Origin of the sequence: Rhodoplanes elegans (assembly GCF_016653355.1) — a bacterium.
GTDB classification, from domain to species: domain Bacteria; phylum Pseudomonadota; class Alphaproteobacteria; order Rhizobiales; family Xanthobacteraceae; genus Rhodoplanes; species Rhodoplanes elegans.
Genome location: NZ_NHSK01000187.1, coordinates 1 through 17921, shown reverse-complemented (window position 1 = coordinate 17921; position 17921 = coordinate 1). Strand labels below are relative to the sequence as shown.

General features: G+C 71.2%; 13 protein-coding genes. 8 read left to right on the top strand and 5 right to left on the bottom strand.

Going from position 1 to position 17921, the window contains the following annotated elements; genetic code table 11:
• Nucleotides 1-712 precede the first annotated feature (712 nt).
• Entirely contained in the window at nucleotides 713-1009 is a 297-nt protein-coding gene (locus CCR97_RS22610) for a hypothetical protein (RefSeq protein WP_207199554.1), read from the top strand.
• A gap of 370 nt (nucleotides 1010-1379) precedes the next feature.
• Here CCR97_RS22610 and CCR97_RS22605 read toward each other — a convergent pair.
• Together CCR97_RS22605 and CCR97_RS22600 are read right to left on the bottom strand one after the other, a co-directional pair.
• Nucleotides 1380-2211, bottom strand: a protein-coding gene (locus CCR97_RS22605) for an IS5 family transposase (protein ID WP_201159872.1) whose coding sequence is annotated in 2 segments (ribosomal slippage) — nucleotides 1380-1676 and nucleotides 1678-2211 — 831 coding nt in all. Because the reading frame shifts where the segments join, the coding sequence is not laid out codon by codon here.
• A gap of 108 nt (nucleotides 2212-2319) precedes the next feature.
• Nucleotides 2320-3243, bottom strand: coding sequence for a LysR substrate-binding domain-containing protein (locus CCR97_RS22600; RefSeq protein ID WP_111355486.1), 924 nt, complete (start codon nucleotides 3241-3243; stop codon nucleotides 2320-2322).
• A 160-nt stretch (nucleotides 3244-3403) separates the two neighbouring features.
• Between CCR97_RS22600 and CCR97_RS22595 the strand changes: the two genes are divergently transcribed.
• The 5 genes from CCR97_RS22595 to CCR97_RS22575 all read left to right on the top strand — a co-directional run bounded on the left by CCR97_RS22595 (nucleotide 3404) and on the right by CCR97_RS22575 (nucleotide 12204).
• Complete coding sequence (locus CCR97_RS22595; RefSeq protein ID WP_111355487.1) at nucleotides 3404-4360, top strand: Bug family tripartite tricarboxylate transporter substrate binding protein; 957 nt, start codon at nucleotides 3404-3406, stop codon at nucleotides 4358-4360.
• Nucleotides 4357-5643 carry a M20/M25/M40 family metallo-hydrolase gene (locus CCR97_RS22590; RefSeq protein ID WP_146618641.1) on the top strand — a complete coding sequence of 429 codons (1287 nt, stop codon included), beginning with the start codon at nucleotides 4357-4359 and terminating at the stop codon, nucleotides 5641-5643. Before CCR97_RS22595 ends, CCR97_RS22590 begins: the two co-directional genes overlap by 4 nt.
• A gap of 145 nt (nucleotides 5644-5788) precedes the next feature.
• A complete protein-coding gene (locus CCR97_RS22585; protein ID WP_244670619.1) occupies nucleotides 5789-7969 on the top strand; it encodes an SGNH/GDSL hydrolase family protein in 2181 nt (726 codons plus the stop codon).
• A gap of 360 nt (nucleotides 7970-8329) precedes the next feature.
• Nucleotides 8330-10333, top strand: coding sequence for an FAD-dependent oxidoreductase (locus CCR97_RS22580; RefSeq protein ID WP_111355489.1), 2004 nt, complete (start codon nucleotides 8330-8332; stop codon nucleotides 10331-10333).
• Nucleotides 10330-12204, top strand: coding sequence for a [FeFe] hydrogenase, group A (locus CCR97_RS22575; protein WP_245428702.1), 1875 nt, complete (start codon nucleotides 10330-10332; stop codon nucleotides 12202-12204). The genes CCR97_RS22580 and CCR97_RS22575 overlap by 4 nt, the downstream gene beginning before the upstream one ends.
• A gap of 34 nt (nucleotides 12205-12238) precedes the next feature.
• Here CCR97_RS22575 and CCR97_RS22570 read toward each other — a convergent pair whose 3' ends face one another.
• Nucleotides 12239-15049, bottom strand: coding sequence for an autotransporter outer membrane beta-barrel domain-containing protein (locus CCR97_RS22570; RefSeq protein WP_170145684.1), 2811 nt, complete (start codon nucleotides 15047-15049; stop codon nucleotides 12239-12241).
• On the opposite strand from CCR97_RS22570, the gene CCR97_RS31410 reads away from it, so the two are divergent.
• Nucleotides 15036-15269 (top strand): hypothetical protein, encoded by a 234-nt coding sequence (locus tag CCR97_RS31410; protein WP_170145685.1) that lies wholly within the window; start codon nucleotides 15036-15038, stop codon nucleotides 15267-15269. The two genes, CCR97_RS22570 and CCR97_RS31410, sit on opposite strands and share 14 nt — an antisense overlap.
• Nucleotides 15270-15523: 254 nt before the next feature.
• Here CCR97_RS31410 and CCR97_RS22565 read toward each other — a convergent pair whose 3' ends face one another.
• Complete coding sequence (locus tag CCR97_RS22565) at nucleotides 15524-16579, bottom strand: NAD(P)/FAD-dependent oxidoreductase (RefSeq protein ID WP_111355491.1); 1056 nt, start codon at nucleotides 16577-16579, stop codon at nucleotides 15524-15526.
• A gap of 166 nt (nucleotides 16580-16745) precedes the next feature.
• Between CCR97_RS22565 and CCR97_RS22560 the strand changes: the two genes are divergently transcribed.
• The gene (locus CCR97_RS22560; RefSeq protein ID WP_170145686.1) at nucleotides 16746-17207 is read left to right on the top strand and encodes an acyl-CoA thioesterase; all 462 of its coding nucleotides are present in this window, start codon (nucleotides 16746-16748) and stop codon (nucleotides 17205-17207) included.
• 136 nt (nucleotides 17208-17343) lie between these two features.
• Here the strand turns inward: CCR97_RS22560 and CCR97_RS22555 are convergent, their stop codons facing one another.
• Nucleotides 17344-17664 (bottom strand): 2Fe-2S iron-sulfur cluster-binding protein, encoded by a 321-nt coding sequence (locus CCR97_RS22555; RefSeq protein WP_111355493.1) that lies wholly within the window; start codon nucleotides 17662-17664, stop codon nucleotides 17344-17346.
• Between the last annotated feature and the right edge of the window lie 257 nt (nucleotides 17665-17921).

Below are 17921 nucleotides of genomic sequence, written 5' to 3'. Positions count from 1 at the left end.
GGCGCGCCGCGCGAGCTCCTCGACCACCTGCTGCGGCAGGCCGGGCGGAGCGCCCTTCCAGTTGTCCGGCAGGAGATCGACATAGAGGCGTTCGCCCGCCGTCAGCGTGTTGAGCTTGGCGCTGCGCGACAGGGCGATGCGGATGCCGCGACCGTCCGGGTCGCGGCGCGCGGCGCCGACCCAGCCGCTCGCCATGCTGGGCAGCCGCTCGACATTGACGGAGACGGGCTGGCGAAAGCCGATGATCACGAGCCCGTTCGCCATCCGCACCTCGCTCTCGACATCGTCGGCGAAGTGGAAGACGAGGCGCGCATAGCCTTCGTTGGTGGTGACCGAGAGCTCGCCGCGGACCGGCGCGTTCTGGGCGACGGCGACGCCGAGCAGCGCCGCCATCAGGAGGGCGGCGGCAACCAGACCGGCGATCCTCGCCCGGAGATGCCCGAGCGGAGCGGCGATGCCCCTCCGCCCGGTGCGATCGAACGTGGCCCGACGAGACGCGGTGCCACGATACGCGGTGCGCAACGCAACTGAGAACAACGGCATGACGGGTCCCGCGCGAACGCGCTACGACTGCACTCGGGATGCGGTTCACCATAAGCCGCCGCGTTTAACGCGCGCTTAACGCTATACGCTTGATTTCGAAGGCCTCCGACGCCCCGCCCGCGCGCCCTCGCACGCGCCCTCTTGCGGGCCGGGCCGCTGCGCGGCCGACATGCCGACCGTGCCCATGGCGGAACCCGCGCGCCGACCGGTGATTGTCCGATCGACACCCAACAGCCAGGAGGCTTCCATGGTGCAGGAAAATTTCGGCGTGATCCTCGCGCTCACTTTGATCATCGTGCCGACCGTCGGCGCGCTGCTGATGGGCAATGCCGGACGGTCGCACACGTCGTATCGGCCGGCCTTCGCCGGCGGTCGTGGCCGCGACGACGACCACGACACCGACGAGGGCGAGCCGAACCGCGGCCATCCGGTCCGCGATGTCGGCCGCAATCCCGACCGGCGCTGATCAGTCCGTCCAGAGCGGTTCGGGCGAACCAGAGCGGCCGTTCGTCGTGATGAACCGAGCAAATATCCGCTCGTCCCCGCGAAGGCGGGGACTCAGGGGCGGATCGACGGCCCGTTCGTCTCGCGGCCCATTGATCATCGGGTCCGCTCGTCGTTCCACTCCTGGATTCCCGCTTGCGCGGGAATGAGCGGAAACCTGGGTCGACCTCCCCTGGACGTACTGGCTGATCCGATTGACCGCAGGCCGCTCTGACGATTTGCGCGCCGAGAAATGACAGGAGCGCGGCGGTTCAGGACCGCCGCGCTCGGCGTCTCGGACTCACGTCACGAGATCAGGACACGACCTGAGAGCCTGACTCGAAATTCGGCCTTTATTGACAGGGTCTAACGAGGCGGCGGGTGAGGAGCCGCAGGTGTGCGACGAGGAGCCAAGCGGTCGCTGTCGCGATGGATCGCTCGAAGTCCTTCGCCAAGCGGCGGCAGCGGCCGAACCAGGCGAATGTTCTCTCGACCACCCACCGGCGCGGCAGGAGTTGGAAGCCTTTGACGCCCCGCGGCCGCTCGACGATCTCGATGGTCCAGCGGCCGCAGGGGGCGAGCGCCTCGACGAGCTTCTTGCCGCGATAGATGCCGTCGGCGAGCACGAAGCCGAGCCTGGGGGACCTTGATCCGCAGGCGCTCGAGCAGCGGCACCGCCCCGTGCACGTCCTGGATGTCGGCCGGATGCACCAGCACGGCGAGCAGCAGTCCGTTGGTGTCGGTGACGATGTGGCGCATGCGTCCGTGAACGCGCTTGCCCGCATCGAAGCCCCGTGGGCCGCCGCTTTCGGTGGTCGGCGCGCTCCGGCTGTCGATGATCGCCGCGGTCGGCGTCGGCTTGCACCCGAGCTGCCGGCGCGCCAGGCGGACGAGAGCCGTCACGATCCGCCGCCACCAGCCGGTGTCCCGCCACGCATAGAAGTAGCCCTGCACGGTCGAGCGCGGCGGGAAGTCTCCAGGCAGCGCCCGCCACTGGCAGCCCGTGGACAGCACGTCGAGGATCGCCTCGACGACCCGACGCAGACCGGTCGTCCGAGGACGACCCATCCGGCGGCGCGGCGGCAGCCGCCGCGCGATCAACGCCCATTCCGCGTCGGTCGGATTGCTTGCGAAGCGCAGCCCGTCCCGCCGATACTGGGCGCGAGTGATTTCGGTCCAAGGCATCGTGCTCTCCATCGAATCTTTGCAAATCCGACGGAATCACAGCCCTCCGAAAACACTCACTCATTGTCCGGTCAGGCTCTGACGTCGCCCAGCCAAGCGCGCCGAGCCTCAGCGGTCGGCGTCGCGACCCGACACCGTGACACCGTCGACGGCCTGAACCGCGGCGAGGAAGCTGCGCACGAAGGCGCGCGCCACGGTCGATGGCGGCCGGTGCGACGGGTGATAGACGGCGAAGCGATAGTCGAGCGCCGGGGCGAAGGCCCGCACCACGACCTCGCCCGGCGGCGCCTGCGCGGCCGTGAACGGGTCGACGATCGTCACGCCCATCCGGTTCGCCACCATGCCGACGGCCACCGCGAAGAAATCGACCTCGGCGACGACCGTCCACTGCGCGCCGGCATCGGCAAAGGCGCGGCCGATGCGGTGGTGGATCTCACGCTCGGGGAAGCTGGCGACGAAGGGCTCGCCGTCGAGCAGCGTCGGCGTCAGCATCGCGTAGCCGGCGAGCCGGTGATCCGCCGGCAGCACGCAGACGCACGGCGCCGCGATACTCGCCAGCATGGCGGCTTGCGCGTCAAGCCGGACGTCGGCGATGCCGAGATCGTAGCCATGGCCCGACACCATGTGACGCACCAGCTCGGACGTGCTGGTGAGCACCTTGAGCGACACCCCCGGATGCGCCCGCGCGAAATCCGCCAGCACGCCCGGCAGCAGCGCCAGCCCGACCAGCGGCTGCGCCGCGATCATCAGCCGGCCGGAGCGGCCGTCGCGGATGTCGGCGATCGCCTGGCGCACGTGATCGAAGTCGGCGAGCACCGGGGCGACGACGTCGACCAGCTGCACGGCCTCGGCGGTCGGCTCCAGGCTGCCGCCGGTGCGGCGGAACAGCGTCAGGCCGATCTGCTGCTCGAAGCGGGCGATCAGGCTGCTCACCGCCGGCTGCGACACGCCGAGCAGGCGCGCCGCCGCGGTCATCGACCGGGTCTCGGCCACGACCCGGAACGCCTCGAGATGACGAACGTCGAAGTCCATAAGTTGAACTTATAGCATCGTCGTGGCCGATTTCTCCACGTTCTTGCTGCATATTAATTGCGTTCTCGGTCCCGCCTCTGCTCGCCATTTCGCTTTGCCACAAGGCTGCCTTGTCGATAGGCCTGGGCCCATCGACCCTCGTCCCTTTCGGAGACGACACATGCTGGCGAAGTGGGCGGCCGTTCTCGGCCTGACGCTGATCACCACGAGCGCCGCGGCGCAGCCCTGGCCCAGTCGCCCGATCACCCTGGTGGTCCCCTACGCGGCCGGCGGCAGCTCGGACGTGCTCGGCCGGCTGCTCGCCGAGCGGCTGTCGAAGTCGCTCGGCCAGCAGATCGTGATCGACAACCGGGCCGGCGCCGGCAGCCGGATCGGCACCGAGATCGTCGCCAAGGCCGCCCCCGACGGCTACACGCTGCTGCTCGCCGACATGCCGCACACCATCGTGCCGGGGATCCAGAAGGGCGTGCCCTACCACCCGGTCCGCGACTTCACTCCGGTCGGGCTGATCGGCACCACCTCGATGGTGCTGTTCGTCAATGCCGGCGTATCGGCGAAGACCGCGCCGGACCTGGTGGCGCTCGCCAAGGCGAAGCCCGACACGGTGACGATCGCGTCCGGCGGCATCGGCAGCACGACGCATCTCACCGCCGAGCTGTTCCAGGCCCGCACCGACACCAAGCTCGTGCACGTGCCGTTCCGCGGCGCCGGCCCGGCCGTCAATGACCTCTATGCCGGCCACGTGCAGTCCGCCTTCACGACGCTCGCCACGGCGAGCACGATGCTGGACGGCGGCGGCATCCGGGCGCTCGCCATCGCCAGCGAGACGCGGCTGGCGTCGCGGCCCACCATCCCGACCTTCAAGGAGAGCGGCATCGACCTCGTCGTCGAGCATTGGTGGGGCATCCTGGCGCCGGCCGGCGTGCCGGCCGAGATCACCGCCAAGCTGCACCGGGAGCTCGCCGCCGTGCTCGCCGCGCCCGACTTCGCCGTCAAGCTCGAGCCGCTCGGCGTCGCACCGTCGACCAGGTCGCCGGCGGAGTTCCGCGCGCTTCTGGAGAGCGAGACGGCGCGCTGGGCCGAGATCGTCCGCAGCGTCGGCGTGGTGGTGCCGTGACGGCGCCTGCGCTCGGCGGCACGCAGCGCGGCGCCGACGCCGCGCTGTGGGCTGATTTCGAGGCGCTGTGCGGCTTCGGCGGGCGGGTCGCCGGCTCGCCCGGCGAGCGGGCGGCGCTCGACTGGGCGCTCGGCCGCCTCGCCGACATCGCGACCGCGGTGGGCGCGCCGCCGCCGCGCGCCTGGCCGGTCGGCTATGCGGGCTGGCTGTGCCGCGACGCGAGGCTCGTCGATCTCGCGACCGGCCGGGCGCTCGCTTGCACGCCGCTGCTCGGCACCGCGGCGACCGCGGGCGTCGAGGCCGAGGTGATCGATCTCGGCCGCGGCCATCCGGACGACTTCGAGCGTGCCGGCGACGCCATCGCCGGTCACATCGTGCTGGTCCGCCACGAGTACCCGTTCGCGGCCGGGCACGTGCACCGGCGCGTCAAGCTCGGCCACGCCCAGCGCCGCGGCGCCGTCGGCTTCCTGATCGCCCATCCAGAGCCGGAGGCCGGCCCGGTGTCAGGATCGAGCGGCCGCGACGGCGGACCCGGCATCCCGGCGCTCGGCATCGACACGGCTGCGGCAGCCGCACTCGCGCAAAGCCCGGACGGCCGCCCGGCGCGGGCCAGGATCGTGATCGACGGCGAGGACGTCGCCGGGCGGACCCGCATCCTCACTCTCGACTTGCCCGGCCATGGACCGGACCTCGTCGTCGTCTCCGCCCATGTCGACGGCCATCCGCACGGCGAGAGCGCCATCGACAATGCGACCGGCGTCGCCGTCGCGCTGGCGGTCGCCCGCAGCCTCGCCGCCGGCGTCGCGGCGCAGCCGCGCGGCCTGCGGGTCTGCCTCACCTCGGCCGAGGAATGGGGCCTGGCCGGCTCCCGCCGGTGGCTCGCCGGGCTCGACGACGACGAGCGCGCCCGCATGCGGCTCGCCGTCAATCTCGACTCGGTCGGCGGCGCCCCGTCGCTCACGGCGCTGACCACGGACTTTTCAGCGCTCGACCGCTTCGTCCGGCGGGTCGCCGCCGAGGAGGGGCTGGCGCTCGCCACTCACCTGCCGACGATGGCGAACTCGGATCACGCCAACTTCGCCGCGCACGGGATTCCGGCGCTGCGGCTGATCGCCGGCTTCGACGACCCGGGCACCGCGCTGCGCCTGCTGCTCACGGCGCGCGACCGGCGCGATCTCGTGCGCCCCGGCGAGCTCGCCGCCGCCGCCCGGACCGCCGCGGCGCTGGTCACCCACGCCCTGGCGGCCGACGAGACGACCATGACGGGCCTCGCCGCCCGCTGACGGCTCCCCGACCGGTGTCCGGCCGGCGTCACGCTTTCGCCGCGTTGTCGCCGCGCCACTGTATAGAACCGGTACAGGACCGGCCCCGCACGGCGGGACCGACGGGAGATCCATGATGGCGCGGCGAAGCGGAACGGCGAGGACGATGCTGGCGGCGGCCGCGGTGACGGGCCGGGCAGCGGCCTTCGTTGCAGCCCTCGCGCTCCTGGCGCCGCTCCCGAACGTCGCGCTGGCCCAGGACACCGGCCCGGGGCAGGCCCCGGCCAGCGGCATCCCGTCGATCACGGTTCATCCCGATCCGAACGCCCAGCCGGCGGCGCCGACCGTGGTCCCGCCGCCGGAGCCGGCGATCGGCGTCACCATCGACTGGCAGGTGAAGAACCGGTTCCGCCTGTTCCGTGACGAAAAGGATTTTCAGCGCCACGTCACGGCCGCGGCCGGCCGCAGCGTGCTGGCGACCGAGCAGGCGCTCGCCGCCGAGACGGGTGGACGCGGCTGGGCGCGCGACACCGTGGTGCGACTGTGCACCGATGCGGCCGGCCGGGTCGCCGACGAGTGTCAGCGCGACGGGGTGCGCGAGTCGTATCTCGCCCCGGCCGACCATCGCATCGAGGCGCGGCTCGCCGGCGCGGTCGATCCGGCCGCGCAATGCACCTGGACGTTCGAGGACGGCGACTCGCTGCCGCGCAGCGTCACGGCGCCGTGTGCCGAGCCCGTCAACCTGCGCGTCGTCTTCGGCAAGCCGACCATCGCGGTGGTCGACATCGTGGCGCCGGGCGGCGCGACGGCGGGCGGCGCGACGGCCGTCCAGCCGGCACGCCGCGCCACCACCGAGATCCTCGTCCAGGATCTGCTGATCGCCGGGCTCGGCGACTCGATCGCCTCGGGCGAGGGCAATCCGGACCGGCCCGTGGTGCTGTCCGACGAGGGCTTCTGCTTCCGCCGCTTCGGCGGCGGCGGCCGCAACGAGTTCTTCCGGCCCGGCCGCCAGGGCTTCAAGGGCGACAAGGCGTGCGAGTCGGGCGGCGCCGGGATCGGCAGCGACGGCGACCGGGCCGAATGGGCGCGCCTCTCGGCGCGCTGGATGAGCGCGCCCTGCCACCGCTCGCTCTACGGCTATCAGCTGCGCGCCGCGCTGGCCCTCGCCGTCGAGAACCCGCGCCTCGCCGTCACCTTCCTGCCGCTCGCCTGCACGGGCGCCACCATCGAGACCGGGCTGTTCGCCGGCCAGCCGTCGCGCGAGCTCAACTGCGGCACCAGCGGCTCGGCCTCCTGCCCGCGCCAGATGCCGGGCCAGATCGCCCAGCTCCGCGACCTCGTCGCCAAGGCCCAGAAGGCCCACCCGCAGCGCGGCCTCGACCTCGTCTTCCTGACCATCGGGGCGAACGACGTCGATTTTTCCGGGCTCGTCGCCGACGTGATCATCGACGCCTCGGCCGAGCGCACGCTGTTCCGTCGCGCCGGCGTCATCGGCAGCGTCGAAGCCTCGCAGCGCGCCATCGACACGACGCTGCCGACCGGCTTCCAACGGCTGCGCGGCGCCCTCAAGCCGCTGCTCGGCGGCAGCCTCGAGCGCCTCGTCTACGTCTCCTACGGCCATCCGGCGCTCTCCCCGCAGGGCGGCGCCTGCCCGACCAGCCGCGACGGCTTCGACGTGCATCCGGCCTTCGGGGTCGACGGCGACCGGCTCGCCCGCATCTCGCAGTTCGTCGAGCGCGGCTTCTTCCCGCGCCTGAAGGCGCTCGCCACCTGCACGGGCGGCGTCGCCTGCGCCGCGCCGGCGCGCGACCGCATGACCTTCGTCGACGCCCACCAGCCCGTGTTCGCCGACCACGGCTTCTGCGCCCGCGCGGCCGAGGACCCGCCGTTCGACCGGGACTGCTTCGCCACCGACGGGACGAGTTTCGCGACGAGCCCGGTCGAAGGCGCCACCGCCCCGCTGAACTGCGCGGCGCGCCCCTCCGACTTCCGCCCCTACGCCCCGCGGGCGCGCTGGATCCGCACCGCGAACGACAGCTATTTCGCCGCCATGACGTTCCCCGAGGGCGTGTCGCCGACCATGCAGCCGAGCGACCTGCACGACGCCACCTGGGGCGTGCTCTCGGCCGTCTATGGCGGCGCCGTCCATCCGACCGCCGAGGGCCACGCCGCCATGGCCGACGCCGCCCTGCCGGCCGCCCGTGGCGTGCTCGGCCTGCCGCAGCCCGACACGGCGATCACGGCCGAGCCGCTGCCGCCCGCCCTGCCCTCTTCGGGCGCAGCCGGTCCCCTGCCCACTCCTCCGGTGCCGCAGACGGCCGGCTCGGGCGCGCTGCCCGGGCGCTGACGCCCACGCGCGCCTGTGCGGTCGGACGGGCGCCCGGGCGACGCCCCGTCACGAAACTGTCGTGCCAACTCGAGCTCGGCCTCATGCGCCGGCCGCATGGCCGGTCCTGCAACACGGACTTGCGAACGACGTGGCTTGTCGTGCCGCGAGTCGAACGGCACGTTTTGCAGCGCACCCCCAAAAATGTCCCCGGGAGCGGACGACCGCTTCATCGCGCGAGCCCGTGACCGGCCGGCCGCGACCATCGCGTCGCGCGAGGACGACCGCGGGTTCCACCGGATACTTCGGACGGACCGGCGGAGTAGGATGGCGATGGCCGGCGCACCCCCGCTCTCCGACCCCCAGGCAGTGTGGGCAGCCATGACCGAGGTCAGCTACGGCGTCTGGGACGGCATCGTCTTCGACAACCGCGACGGTGCCTCCCCGTTTCCGGCGAACGCCTTTCCGGAGCTCGCCAACGTCGACGATTTCGATCCGAAGAACCGGATCCGCGCCTTCTTCGGCGACCGCGGCTTCTTCATCTTCGATCCGACCGTCAGCCTCGTCGACGCACTGTGGCGTCAGATGGTCGAGGCGGCCGACCAGTCCTGCGGCAAGTGCACGCCCTGCCGGATGGGCACCGTGCTGGTGCGCGACGCGCTCGACGCGCTGCGCCAGGGCCGGCCGAGCCCGCTCGGCCTCGCCGAGATCGAGCGGCTCGCCGTGCAGATGACCGACACCTCGATGTGCGGCCTCGGCCAGACCTGCGCGAGCGCGCTGCTCGACGCGCTGCGCGGCTTCCGCGATGTGATCGAGGCCGAGATCGACCGCGGCCCGCAGCCCGAGCAGCACGGCATGGCCTACATGACTGCGCCCTGCATCGAGGCCTGCCCGTCGCGCATCAACGTGCCGCGCTACATCGACTACATCCGCGACGGCAAGCCCGAGCACTCGCTCGGCGTCATCCTGCAGAAATACCCGATGGCGGCGACCTGCGGCCGCGTCTGCGTGCGCTTCTGCGAGATGGCGTGCCGGCGCAAGTTCGTCGACGAGGCGGTCGGCATCAAGACGCTCAAGCGCTACGTCGCCGACCAGCAGACGGGATCGCGCGCGCTCACCTTCGGGCGCGAGCTGATCGCCCAGCCGCTCGGCGCCGACATGCGGGTCGCCGTGGTCGGCGCCGGCCCGGCCGGCGTCTCCTGCGCCTACCATCTGCTGCTGCACGGCTATCACGTCGACATTCTCGAGGCGATGGGCGAGGCCGGCGGCATGGCGGCGATCGGCATCCCGTCCTATCGCCTGCCGAAGTCGGTGCTGCGCAAGGAGACCGACATCATCACCGAACTGGGCGGCCGCTTCCTGTTCGACCGCGCGCTCGGCCGCGACTTCACCATCGACGACCTGTTCGCCCGCGGCTACCGCGCCGTGTTCCTCGCCATCGGCTGCCAGCAGGGCATCCGGCTCGGCGTCGAGAACGAGGATCCCGCGATGCCCGGCTACAAGTCCGGCATCGGCTTTCTGCTGGAGGTGCACGATCACGTCGCCGGGCTGCAGACCGTCTCGCTGTCGGGCGAGGTGATCGTGGTCGGCGGCGGCAACGTCGCCATGGACTGCGCCCGCTCGGCGCTGCGCATGGGCGCCGACAAGGTGCATGTCGTCTATCGCCGCACCCGCGAGGACATGCCGGCCGACTCGGAGGAGGTCGAGGCGGCGATCGCCGAGGGCGTCGTCTTCCACTTCCTCACCAATCCGGTCCGCATCGTCTCGGCCGACGGCCGCATCACCGGCGTCGAGCTCGCCACCATGCGCCAGACCGAGCCCGACCGGCACGGCCGCCGCGGCGTCGAAGCCGTCCCCGGCACCGAGCGGATCATGCCCTGCGTGACCCTGATCGCGGCGATCGGCCAGCAGGTCGTCAAGGGCGCGCTGACGGCCGACGACGGCATCGCCTTCGATCGCTGGAACTGCGTCGCGATCGACACGTTCGACCTGTCCACGTCGCGGCCCGGCGTGTTCGCGGGCGGCGACTGCGCGTCGGGCCCCTCGACCCTGATCCACGCGATGGCGAACGGCCTGAAGGCCGCGCGCTCGATCGACGACTGGATCCAGAAGGGCCACACCTGCTTCCAGGCGCGCACGCGCATGCGCCAGATCCTCAACGACAACAAGATGCTCGCCGACGACGCCGTCGAGGTGCCGGTGAAGCCGCAATACCGCGTCCACCATCCCGAGCTCGACCCGACCGTGCGCAAGCTGATGTTCGAGGAGGTCGAGCAGACGATCAGCCCCGAGCAGGCCTATCGCGAGGCCAAGCGCTGCATGCGCTGCTACCGCACCTACTCGGTGATCACCGAGCGCGCCATTCCGGAGGGAACCTCGCCGTGAGCACGACCGACATGGTTCCGACCGACATGGCACCGGCGGGCGCGGGCGCCGCCGACGCCGCGACCCTGAGCGCCACCATCAACGGCAAGGCCGTGACGGGCCGCACCGGCGAGACGATCCTCGAATGCGCGCGCCGCCACGGCGTCTACATCCCGACGCTGTGCGAGCTGCACGACATCGACCACGCGCCCGGCACCTGCCGGGTGTGCCTGGTCGAGATCAAGATGCCGCATGCCGACAAGACGCATCTGGTCGCCTCCTGCACGACGCCGCTGCAGGACGGGCTCGACGTCAACACCCGCACGCCGGAGCTGCGCGAGATGCAGCGCCTGCAGGTCGAGCTGCTGCTCGCCGACCACGACCAGGACTGCGCCACCTGCATCCGCCACGGCAAGTGCGACCTGCAGGACGTCGCCCAGTTCGTCGGGCTGCGGCAGAACCGCTTCTTCGATCCGGCCCGCGTCGCCGCCCGCCCCGTCGACGAGTCGTCGCCCGCGCTGATCCGCAACATGAAGCGCTGCATCCGCTGCCAGCGCTGCATCGCCATCTGCCGCGACGGCCAGGGCGTCGACGCGCTCATCCAGATCAACAGCGGCCTCGACACCGCGGTCGGGCTGCGTCACGGGCTGACGCAAAAGAACTCGGCCTGTGTCACCTGCGGCCAGTGCGTGCTGGTGTGCCCGACCGGCGCGCTCGGCGAGCGCGACGAGACCGACCGGGCGCTCGAGATGATGTACGATCCCGAGCTGATCACGGTGGTGCAGTTCGCGCCTGCCGTGCGGGTCGGCTTCGGCGAGGAGTTCGGCCTGCCGCCCGGCACCAATGTCGAGGGCCAGATCATCACGGCGCTGAAGCAGCTCGGCGCCTCGATCGTGCTCGACACCAACTGGGGCGCCGACCTCGTGATCATGGAGGAAGGCACCGAGCTGCTGCACCGGCTCAAGGAGAGGAAGGGACCGACCTTCTCGTCCTGCTGCCCGGCCTGGATCAACTTCGTCGAGCGGCACTATCCCGACATCATGCCGCTCCTGTCGTCGACCAAGTCGCCGCAGCAGTGCGTCGGCGCGCTCGCCAAGACCTACCTCCCGGCCCGGATGGGCATCGATCCGAAGCGCATCCGCGTCATCTCGATCATGCCCTGCATCGCCAAGAAGGACGAGATCGTCCGCCGCCAGCTGATCCACGACGGCGTGCCGGAGGTCGACGTCGTCCTCTCCACGCGCGAGTTCGCCCGCCTGCTGCAGCGCGAGCGCATCGACCTGAAGACGCTGCCGCCCTCGACCTTCGACAATCCCTACATGAGCGAGTACTCGGGCGCCGGCGCGATCTTCGGCACCACGGGCGGCGTCATGGAGGCGGCGATCCGCACCATGTACTACGTGGTCAACGGCCGCGAGCTGGAGCATGTCGAGATCGAGCAGCTGCGCGGCTTCGAAGGCGTGCGCACCGCGACCGTCGAGCTCGGCGGCGACATCGGCGCCGTCAAGATCGCCATGTGCCATGGTCTGAAGCCCACGCGGCAGATCGTCGAGCAGGTGCGCTCCGGCAACTCCGATCTCGACTTCGTCGAGATCATGGCCTGCCCGGGCGGCTGCGTCGACGGCGGCGGCACGCTGCGCTCCAAGAAGGCGTATCTGCCGCACGCACTCAAGCGCCGCGAGACGCTGTTCGGCATCGACAAGACCAAGGCGGTGCGCCAGTCGCACCGCAACGAGCAGGTCCAGGCGCTCTATCGCGACTATCTCGGCGCGCCGAACTCCGAGAAGGCGCACCACCTGCTCCACACCTATTATACCGACCGCAAGATCGAGATGACCCAGACGGTCCGCGAGGTGTGGGCCGACATCAAGATGACCGGCAAGGTGTATTGAGGCGGACGGAGCCGCGGCCGCCCGCTCCCGCGGCTCACCACGCGACCGACAGCGAGCCCATGCCGCCGTAGATCTCGGTATCGTCGGCGAACTGGCCCTCGAAGCTGCCGCGCAACGTGACGCCGCGGGACAATTTCAGCTCGGCGCCGGCCGAGACGAGCGCCGAGTCGCCCGGCAGCGTCGCGCCGAACACCGTGAAGCCGGAGCCCGCGAGATTGACGAAGCTCGCGTCGAGCGCCCGCTCGGTCGTGAACTCGTGCGCCCAGGCGAGCCGGCCGCGCACCGTCAGGGCCGCATCGGCGGAGCGCCAGGCGACTGCGTCGAACCTCGCGCCGAGCTCGCTGCGGGTCGCCGTCGCGGTCGTGTCCGCATAGCGCAGCGCGAAGCCGGCGAGCCCCGACGCATCGGCCTCCGCGTAGGTCGGCGTGCGGAAGGCCTGCACGCGCATCGCGGCGAACGGCGTGATCCCGATCCCGCTGGTCGCCACGGTGCGCCAGCCCGCCTCGACGCGACCGCCGACCGCGTGGCCGGAATATTCACCGAGCAGACGGTCGGCGACGCCGGGCAGCGAGACGATGCGGTCGGTGCGCACGTCGTGCCAGCCATAGGAGACGGCGCCCGACACATAGGCCGGCCCGGCGCGCCAGCTCCCGTAACCGCCGAGCTGCAGCGTATCGGCGCGCCCCGAGCCGATCCCGCCGAGCGAGAACGACGTCTCGCCGCCTGCCACCGCGACGCCGAGCACCACGTCGGGCGTGACCCGATAGTCGGCGCCGGAGGCGAGCCCCCAGTTGCGGGCGCCGAGATCGTGGCTGCCGGTATGCGCATCGCCCCGATACGTCGCGTCGGCTCCGAAGGCGCCCGCCCACAGGCGCCAGTGCGGCCCGAGATGCGTCATCGGCGGCGCCTTCACGGCGCGGTCGATCGCCGCGGCGCCGGCGCCTCGCCCCGTCGTGGCAGGCGCCGACGCATAGGCGAGCGCCGGCGCACCCGGCGCCGCTCCGCCTGCCGCACGCGAGCCGGCGAACGGATCGAGCATCAGCTCGAGGAACTGGTCGGTCTGGCGGAACCCCGCGGTCGCGGCCCCGGTCGCGATCTCGCCGGAGAGCTGGGTCAGCGCATACGGGATCGACGGCGCGGCGAGCACGGTCGTGAACAGGCCGGTCAGCCCCGGGCCGGTGTTGTAGGCGCGGTCTAGCGTGCGGCCGACCTGCCGCTGGTTCTCGTTCAGCCCGGCCAGGCCGGCGAGCGCCAGGCTGATGTCGATCACGACGTCGTTGCCGACCACGCCCACCACGGCCGTGTACCAGGGCGGCAAGCCGGACGGCGACACGCCGGAGAATGCCCCCGTCAGGCCGCCGGCGGCGGTGAGAATCGTGTAGTGCCGCGCCGCCGTCTCGCCCGGCAGCAGCGTCACCGCGACCGTGCCGGCGAGCGCCGCCGCGCCGGTGACGCGGGTGAAGTCGGACGCCGTCGACGACAGCTCGACGCGGTAGACGCTGGCCGATCCGAAGGTGAGATTGCCGTTGATCGTGACGGTGCCGATCGAGTTGCCGGGTGCGAGCGTGCCGTTGATGGTGGCCGACGGCAGCGCGCCGGAGCCGCCGATCGCCCCGCCCTCGGCGACGACGAGGCCGCTCGACGAGGCGATCGAGCCGTTGACGATCAGGGTGCCGGCCGTGACCAGGGTCGAGCCCGTGTAGGTGTTGGTGCCGGCGAGCGTCAGCGTGCCGGTGCCGACCTTCTCCAACGAGCCCGGCCCCGGCGTGCCGCAGCCGCAGGCCGAGTAGTCGGCGATCCGGCCGGTCACCACGGTCGACTGGTCGTTGCCGCCGACCACCAAGGTGTTGCCGCCGCCGATGTAATAACGACCGCTGCCGGCGATCGAGCCGGCCATGATCCGGCCGTTGCCGTCCAGTCCGGTGCTGCCGCCGAAGTCGACCACGCCGGTGCCGTTGGTGACGAAGGCCGCGCCTCCTCCGGTCGCGAAGTCGAAGAAGTCGGTGCGGCCGCCCGAATTGGTGACGATGGTGGCGCTGCCGGCCGTGCTCCACGCGTTGAAGACCGTCTCGCCGCCGGAATTGTTCACGATCGTGGCGTTTCCGGCGGTCGTGTGCGACCAGAACAGCGTCGTGCCGCCGTCGTTGACGATCCTGGCCGAGCCGGCCGACGTCGTCTCGGTGCCGTAGCCGAGCCCGAAGCTCGTGAATCCGATCGCCTGGTTGGTGATGGTCGCAGAGCCGGCGGTCGCGTCGCCCGTGAAGGCGAGCTGGCCCCACTGGCTGTTGATGATGATCGCGCTCCCGGCCGTGCTCGTGTCGCCGAACTGAATGCCCGAGTGCTGCGTGTTGGTGATGGTCGCGGAGCCGGCCGTGGTCGCGGCCGCGAACATCATGGTGCCGTAGTTGGTGTTGGTGATCGTCGCGGCGGCCGCCGTGGCGGTGCCGTAGAACTGGAGGAGCGAGCTGTCGTTGGTGATGGTCGCGCTGCCGGCGCTGCTCGCCCCCGTGAAGCTGAGTGTGCTGCTCGACGAATTGACGATGGTGGCGCTGCCAGCCGTGCTGCCGTGGTCAAAGGTGAGCGCGGCCGTGAAGAGGTTGTACGTCGCGTTGCCGGCGCTGCTCGCGTTCTGGAACACGATCAGGCCGCCGCCGAACACGTCGAAGGTCTGCGTGGCCGACGAATTGTTGACGACCCCGGCGCCGGTGATGTCGAAGCCGGCCATCACGTTGATCGTGTAGGCCGGCGCATCGCTGGTGAAGACGATCGTCTCGATCGTGGAGGCGACATCGACGACGGCGACGGTGTTCGGCGTGTTCGGGAAGGTCGCCGTGGCGGTCGGCACCCCCGCGCTCCAGTTTGCCGTGTCGCTCCAGTTGGCGGTGGTGCTCGACGCTCCGGTCCAGTCGGCGCTCTGCGCGCGCACCGCCGACGGCAGCACCAGAAGCGCCGTGCCGGCGAGCAACGCCGCCGCACGACACGCCGCGAGGCCACGCGATCCGGGGCGGCTCCGATCCCGCATCCAGATCATGCTCACCGGCCCGCCCGGCGACACCTTCGGCTGACGATCCAACACACGCCCCCGTCACGCGGGGCGGATGCATGGCCTGCCCCGACATCGCGACCGGGCGCCCTAGCCCGACCGCTCTATACGGGTCATTACGGACCGAAATTGGGTATAAGCAACTGGGAAAAAATGGGTGGACCGCCGTGTGCCGCCGGAATCCTGGCGCGCGTGTCGCTACGACAACACCGCTTTGGCGTGAGCCGCGGCGGCCGGACGCAGCCGAACCGGCAGGGCCCCGGCCGGCCAAGGCGGTCAGGACACCCCGAGCTTCTTCTGCAGGCTGGTCGACGAGGTGGTGTACTGAAACACCACCCGCTTCTCCGGGAACACGTATCGGGCCGCCGCCTGGGCCATCAGGGCGCCCTCGTGGAAGCCGGAGAGGATCAGCTTCAGCTTGCCCGGATAGGTGTTGATGTCGCCGATCGCGAACAAGCCCGGCACGCTGGTCTCGAACTTTTCCGTGTCGACCTTGACCAGGTTGCCGTCGAGCGCGACGCCCCAGCTCGCAACCGGCCCGAGCTTCATGGTCAGGCCGAAGAACGGCAGCATCGCCTCGCACAAGACCTCGATCATCCTGCCGTCGGCGGTCTTCACCAGCGCCGCCTCGAGCGCCCCGCCCTCGCCGGCCAGATCCATCACCTGGCCGATGATCAGGTCCATCTTCCGGTCGGCGACCAGGGCCCGCATCTTGTCGACGGTCGCGGGCGCCGCCCGGAACTCGTCGCGCCGGTGCACCAACGTGATGCGATGGGCGATTGGGTGCAGGTTGACGACCCAGTCGAGCGCCGAATCGCCGCCGCCGACGATCATCAGCCGCTTGTCGCGGAACGCCTCCATTTTTCGCACGGCGTAGAAGACGGACGAATCCTCGAACGCCTCGATGCCCTTGATGGGCGGGCGCTTGGGCTGGAACGAGCCGCCGCCGGCGGCGATCACCACCACCTTCGCCTCGAACACGGTGCCGCGGTCGGTCGTGCAGCGGAACCCGGGGTCGCCGATCTTCTCCACCGTCTCGACCATCTCGCCCAGCGTGAAGACGGGGCCGAACGGCGCGATCTGCTCCATCAGGGCGTCGACGAGCCCCTGGGCGGTGATCCGCGGCACCGCCGGGATGTCGTAGATCGGCTTCTCCGGATAGAGTTCGGCGCACTGGCCGCCGACCTTGGGCAGCACGTCGACGACATGCGCCTTGATGTCGAGAAGCCCCAGCTCGAACACGGCGAACAGGCCGCACGGGCCGGCGCCGATGATCAGCGCGTCGGTCTTGATCGGGGCGGTCGCGGTCGGATCGGTCAGCGGATCGGTCATGGCGCCTTCGGTGCGGCGGACGGGGGTGCCGGTTCGAGCCGTCGCGCAGACCACCGCTGCGCGCGGGCGGCTTGCGACGCGGTCGGCGGCGACGCACAAGAGGTCGCCGCGACCCGCGGGGCTCGGGGACCGAGCCTGTAAGCCACGCCCGTGAGGACTGCAACCCGTGACCGACGAGAGGACCGCGCGCCGGCGCCAGCCGCCCCGGCCGGACGATTATCCCCACCGGGTCGTCCACACCATCCGGTTCCGCGACCTCGACGCGCAGAACCACGTCAACAACGCCGTCTTCCTCACCTTCTTCGAGGGCGGCCGGGTGCCGCTGCTGCGCGGAGCGCGCTACGGGCTGTGGGTGGAGGGCGCGACCTATGTGCAGGCCAACCTGAACATCGACTACCTGGCCGAGATTCACTATCCGGGCGAGGTGGTGATCGGCACCCGCGTGGCGCGGGTGGGGACGAGCTCGCTCGTCTTCGATCAGGCGGTGTTCAACGAGGACCGCTGCGCCGGCCTCGCCCAATCCACTTTGGTGCTGATCGACCGCGAGACGCGCAAGCCCCGCCCGTTCCCGGAGGAGATCGCCACGCGCCTGCGCGCCGGCGGCGGCGCCGTGCCCGAGGTGGGGTGAGGCGGGTCATTCCGGGGCGGCGCGCAGCGCCGAAGCCGGAATCCAGACCCCCGGCATCAGTGGCTCACGACGGACAGGGACTATGGGTCCCGGGCTCGCAGCTTCGCAGCGCCCCGGGACGACGGAGGTCGGTGAATCACGCCTGCCGTTCGGGCGTCTGCACCACGAGGCCGTCGAGGTCCTCGCGGACCTTGATCTGGCAGGACAGGCGCGAGTTCGGCCGCACGTCGTAGCCGAAGTCGAGCATGTCCTCCTCCATGGCGGTCGGCGGGCCGACGATCTCGCGCCACGCCTCGTCGACATAGACGTGGCAGGTGGCGCAGGCGCAGGCGCCGCCGCATTCGGCGTCGATGCCGGGCACGCCGTTCTTGATAGCGGCCTCCATCACGGTCGCGCCGGGCTGGGCCTCGACCGTGCGGGACGATCCGGTGAAGCTGACGAAGGTGATCTTGGCCATCGGGAGTGCGGGACGCTCTGAAGGACTGGGTCGGGGGTTCGGGATCGGCTCGGCGCGGCGCCGGACCGGACGCTCTCTATAGAGTCTCCAGAGAACCGAGTCTCGGGGGATGGTCGAGCGCGCCTCCGCGCCGCGTCGGCCGCGGCCACCGCGAGACCCGCACGACAGTCCCGAGGATCGGAAAGCAGCCCCAAAGAATCAGATGGCCCCGGCTTTGGACCGGGGCCACTGTCGGCCGGACGATGTGAGGGGGGGAG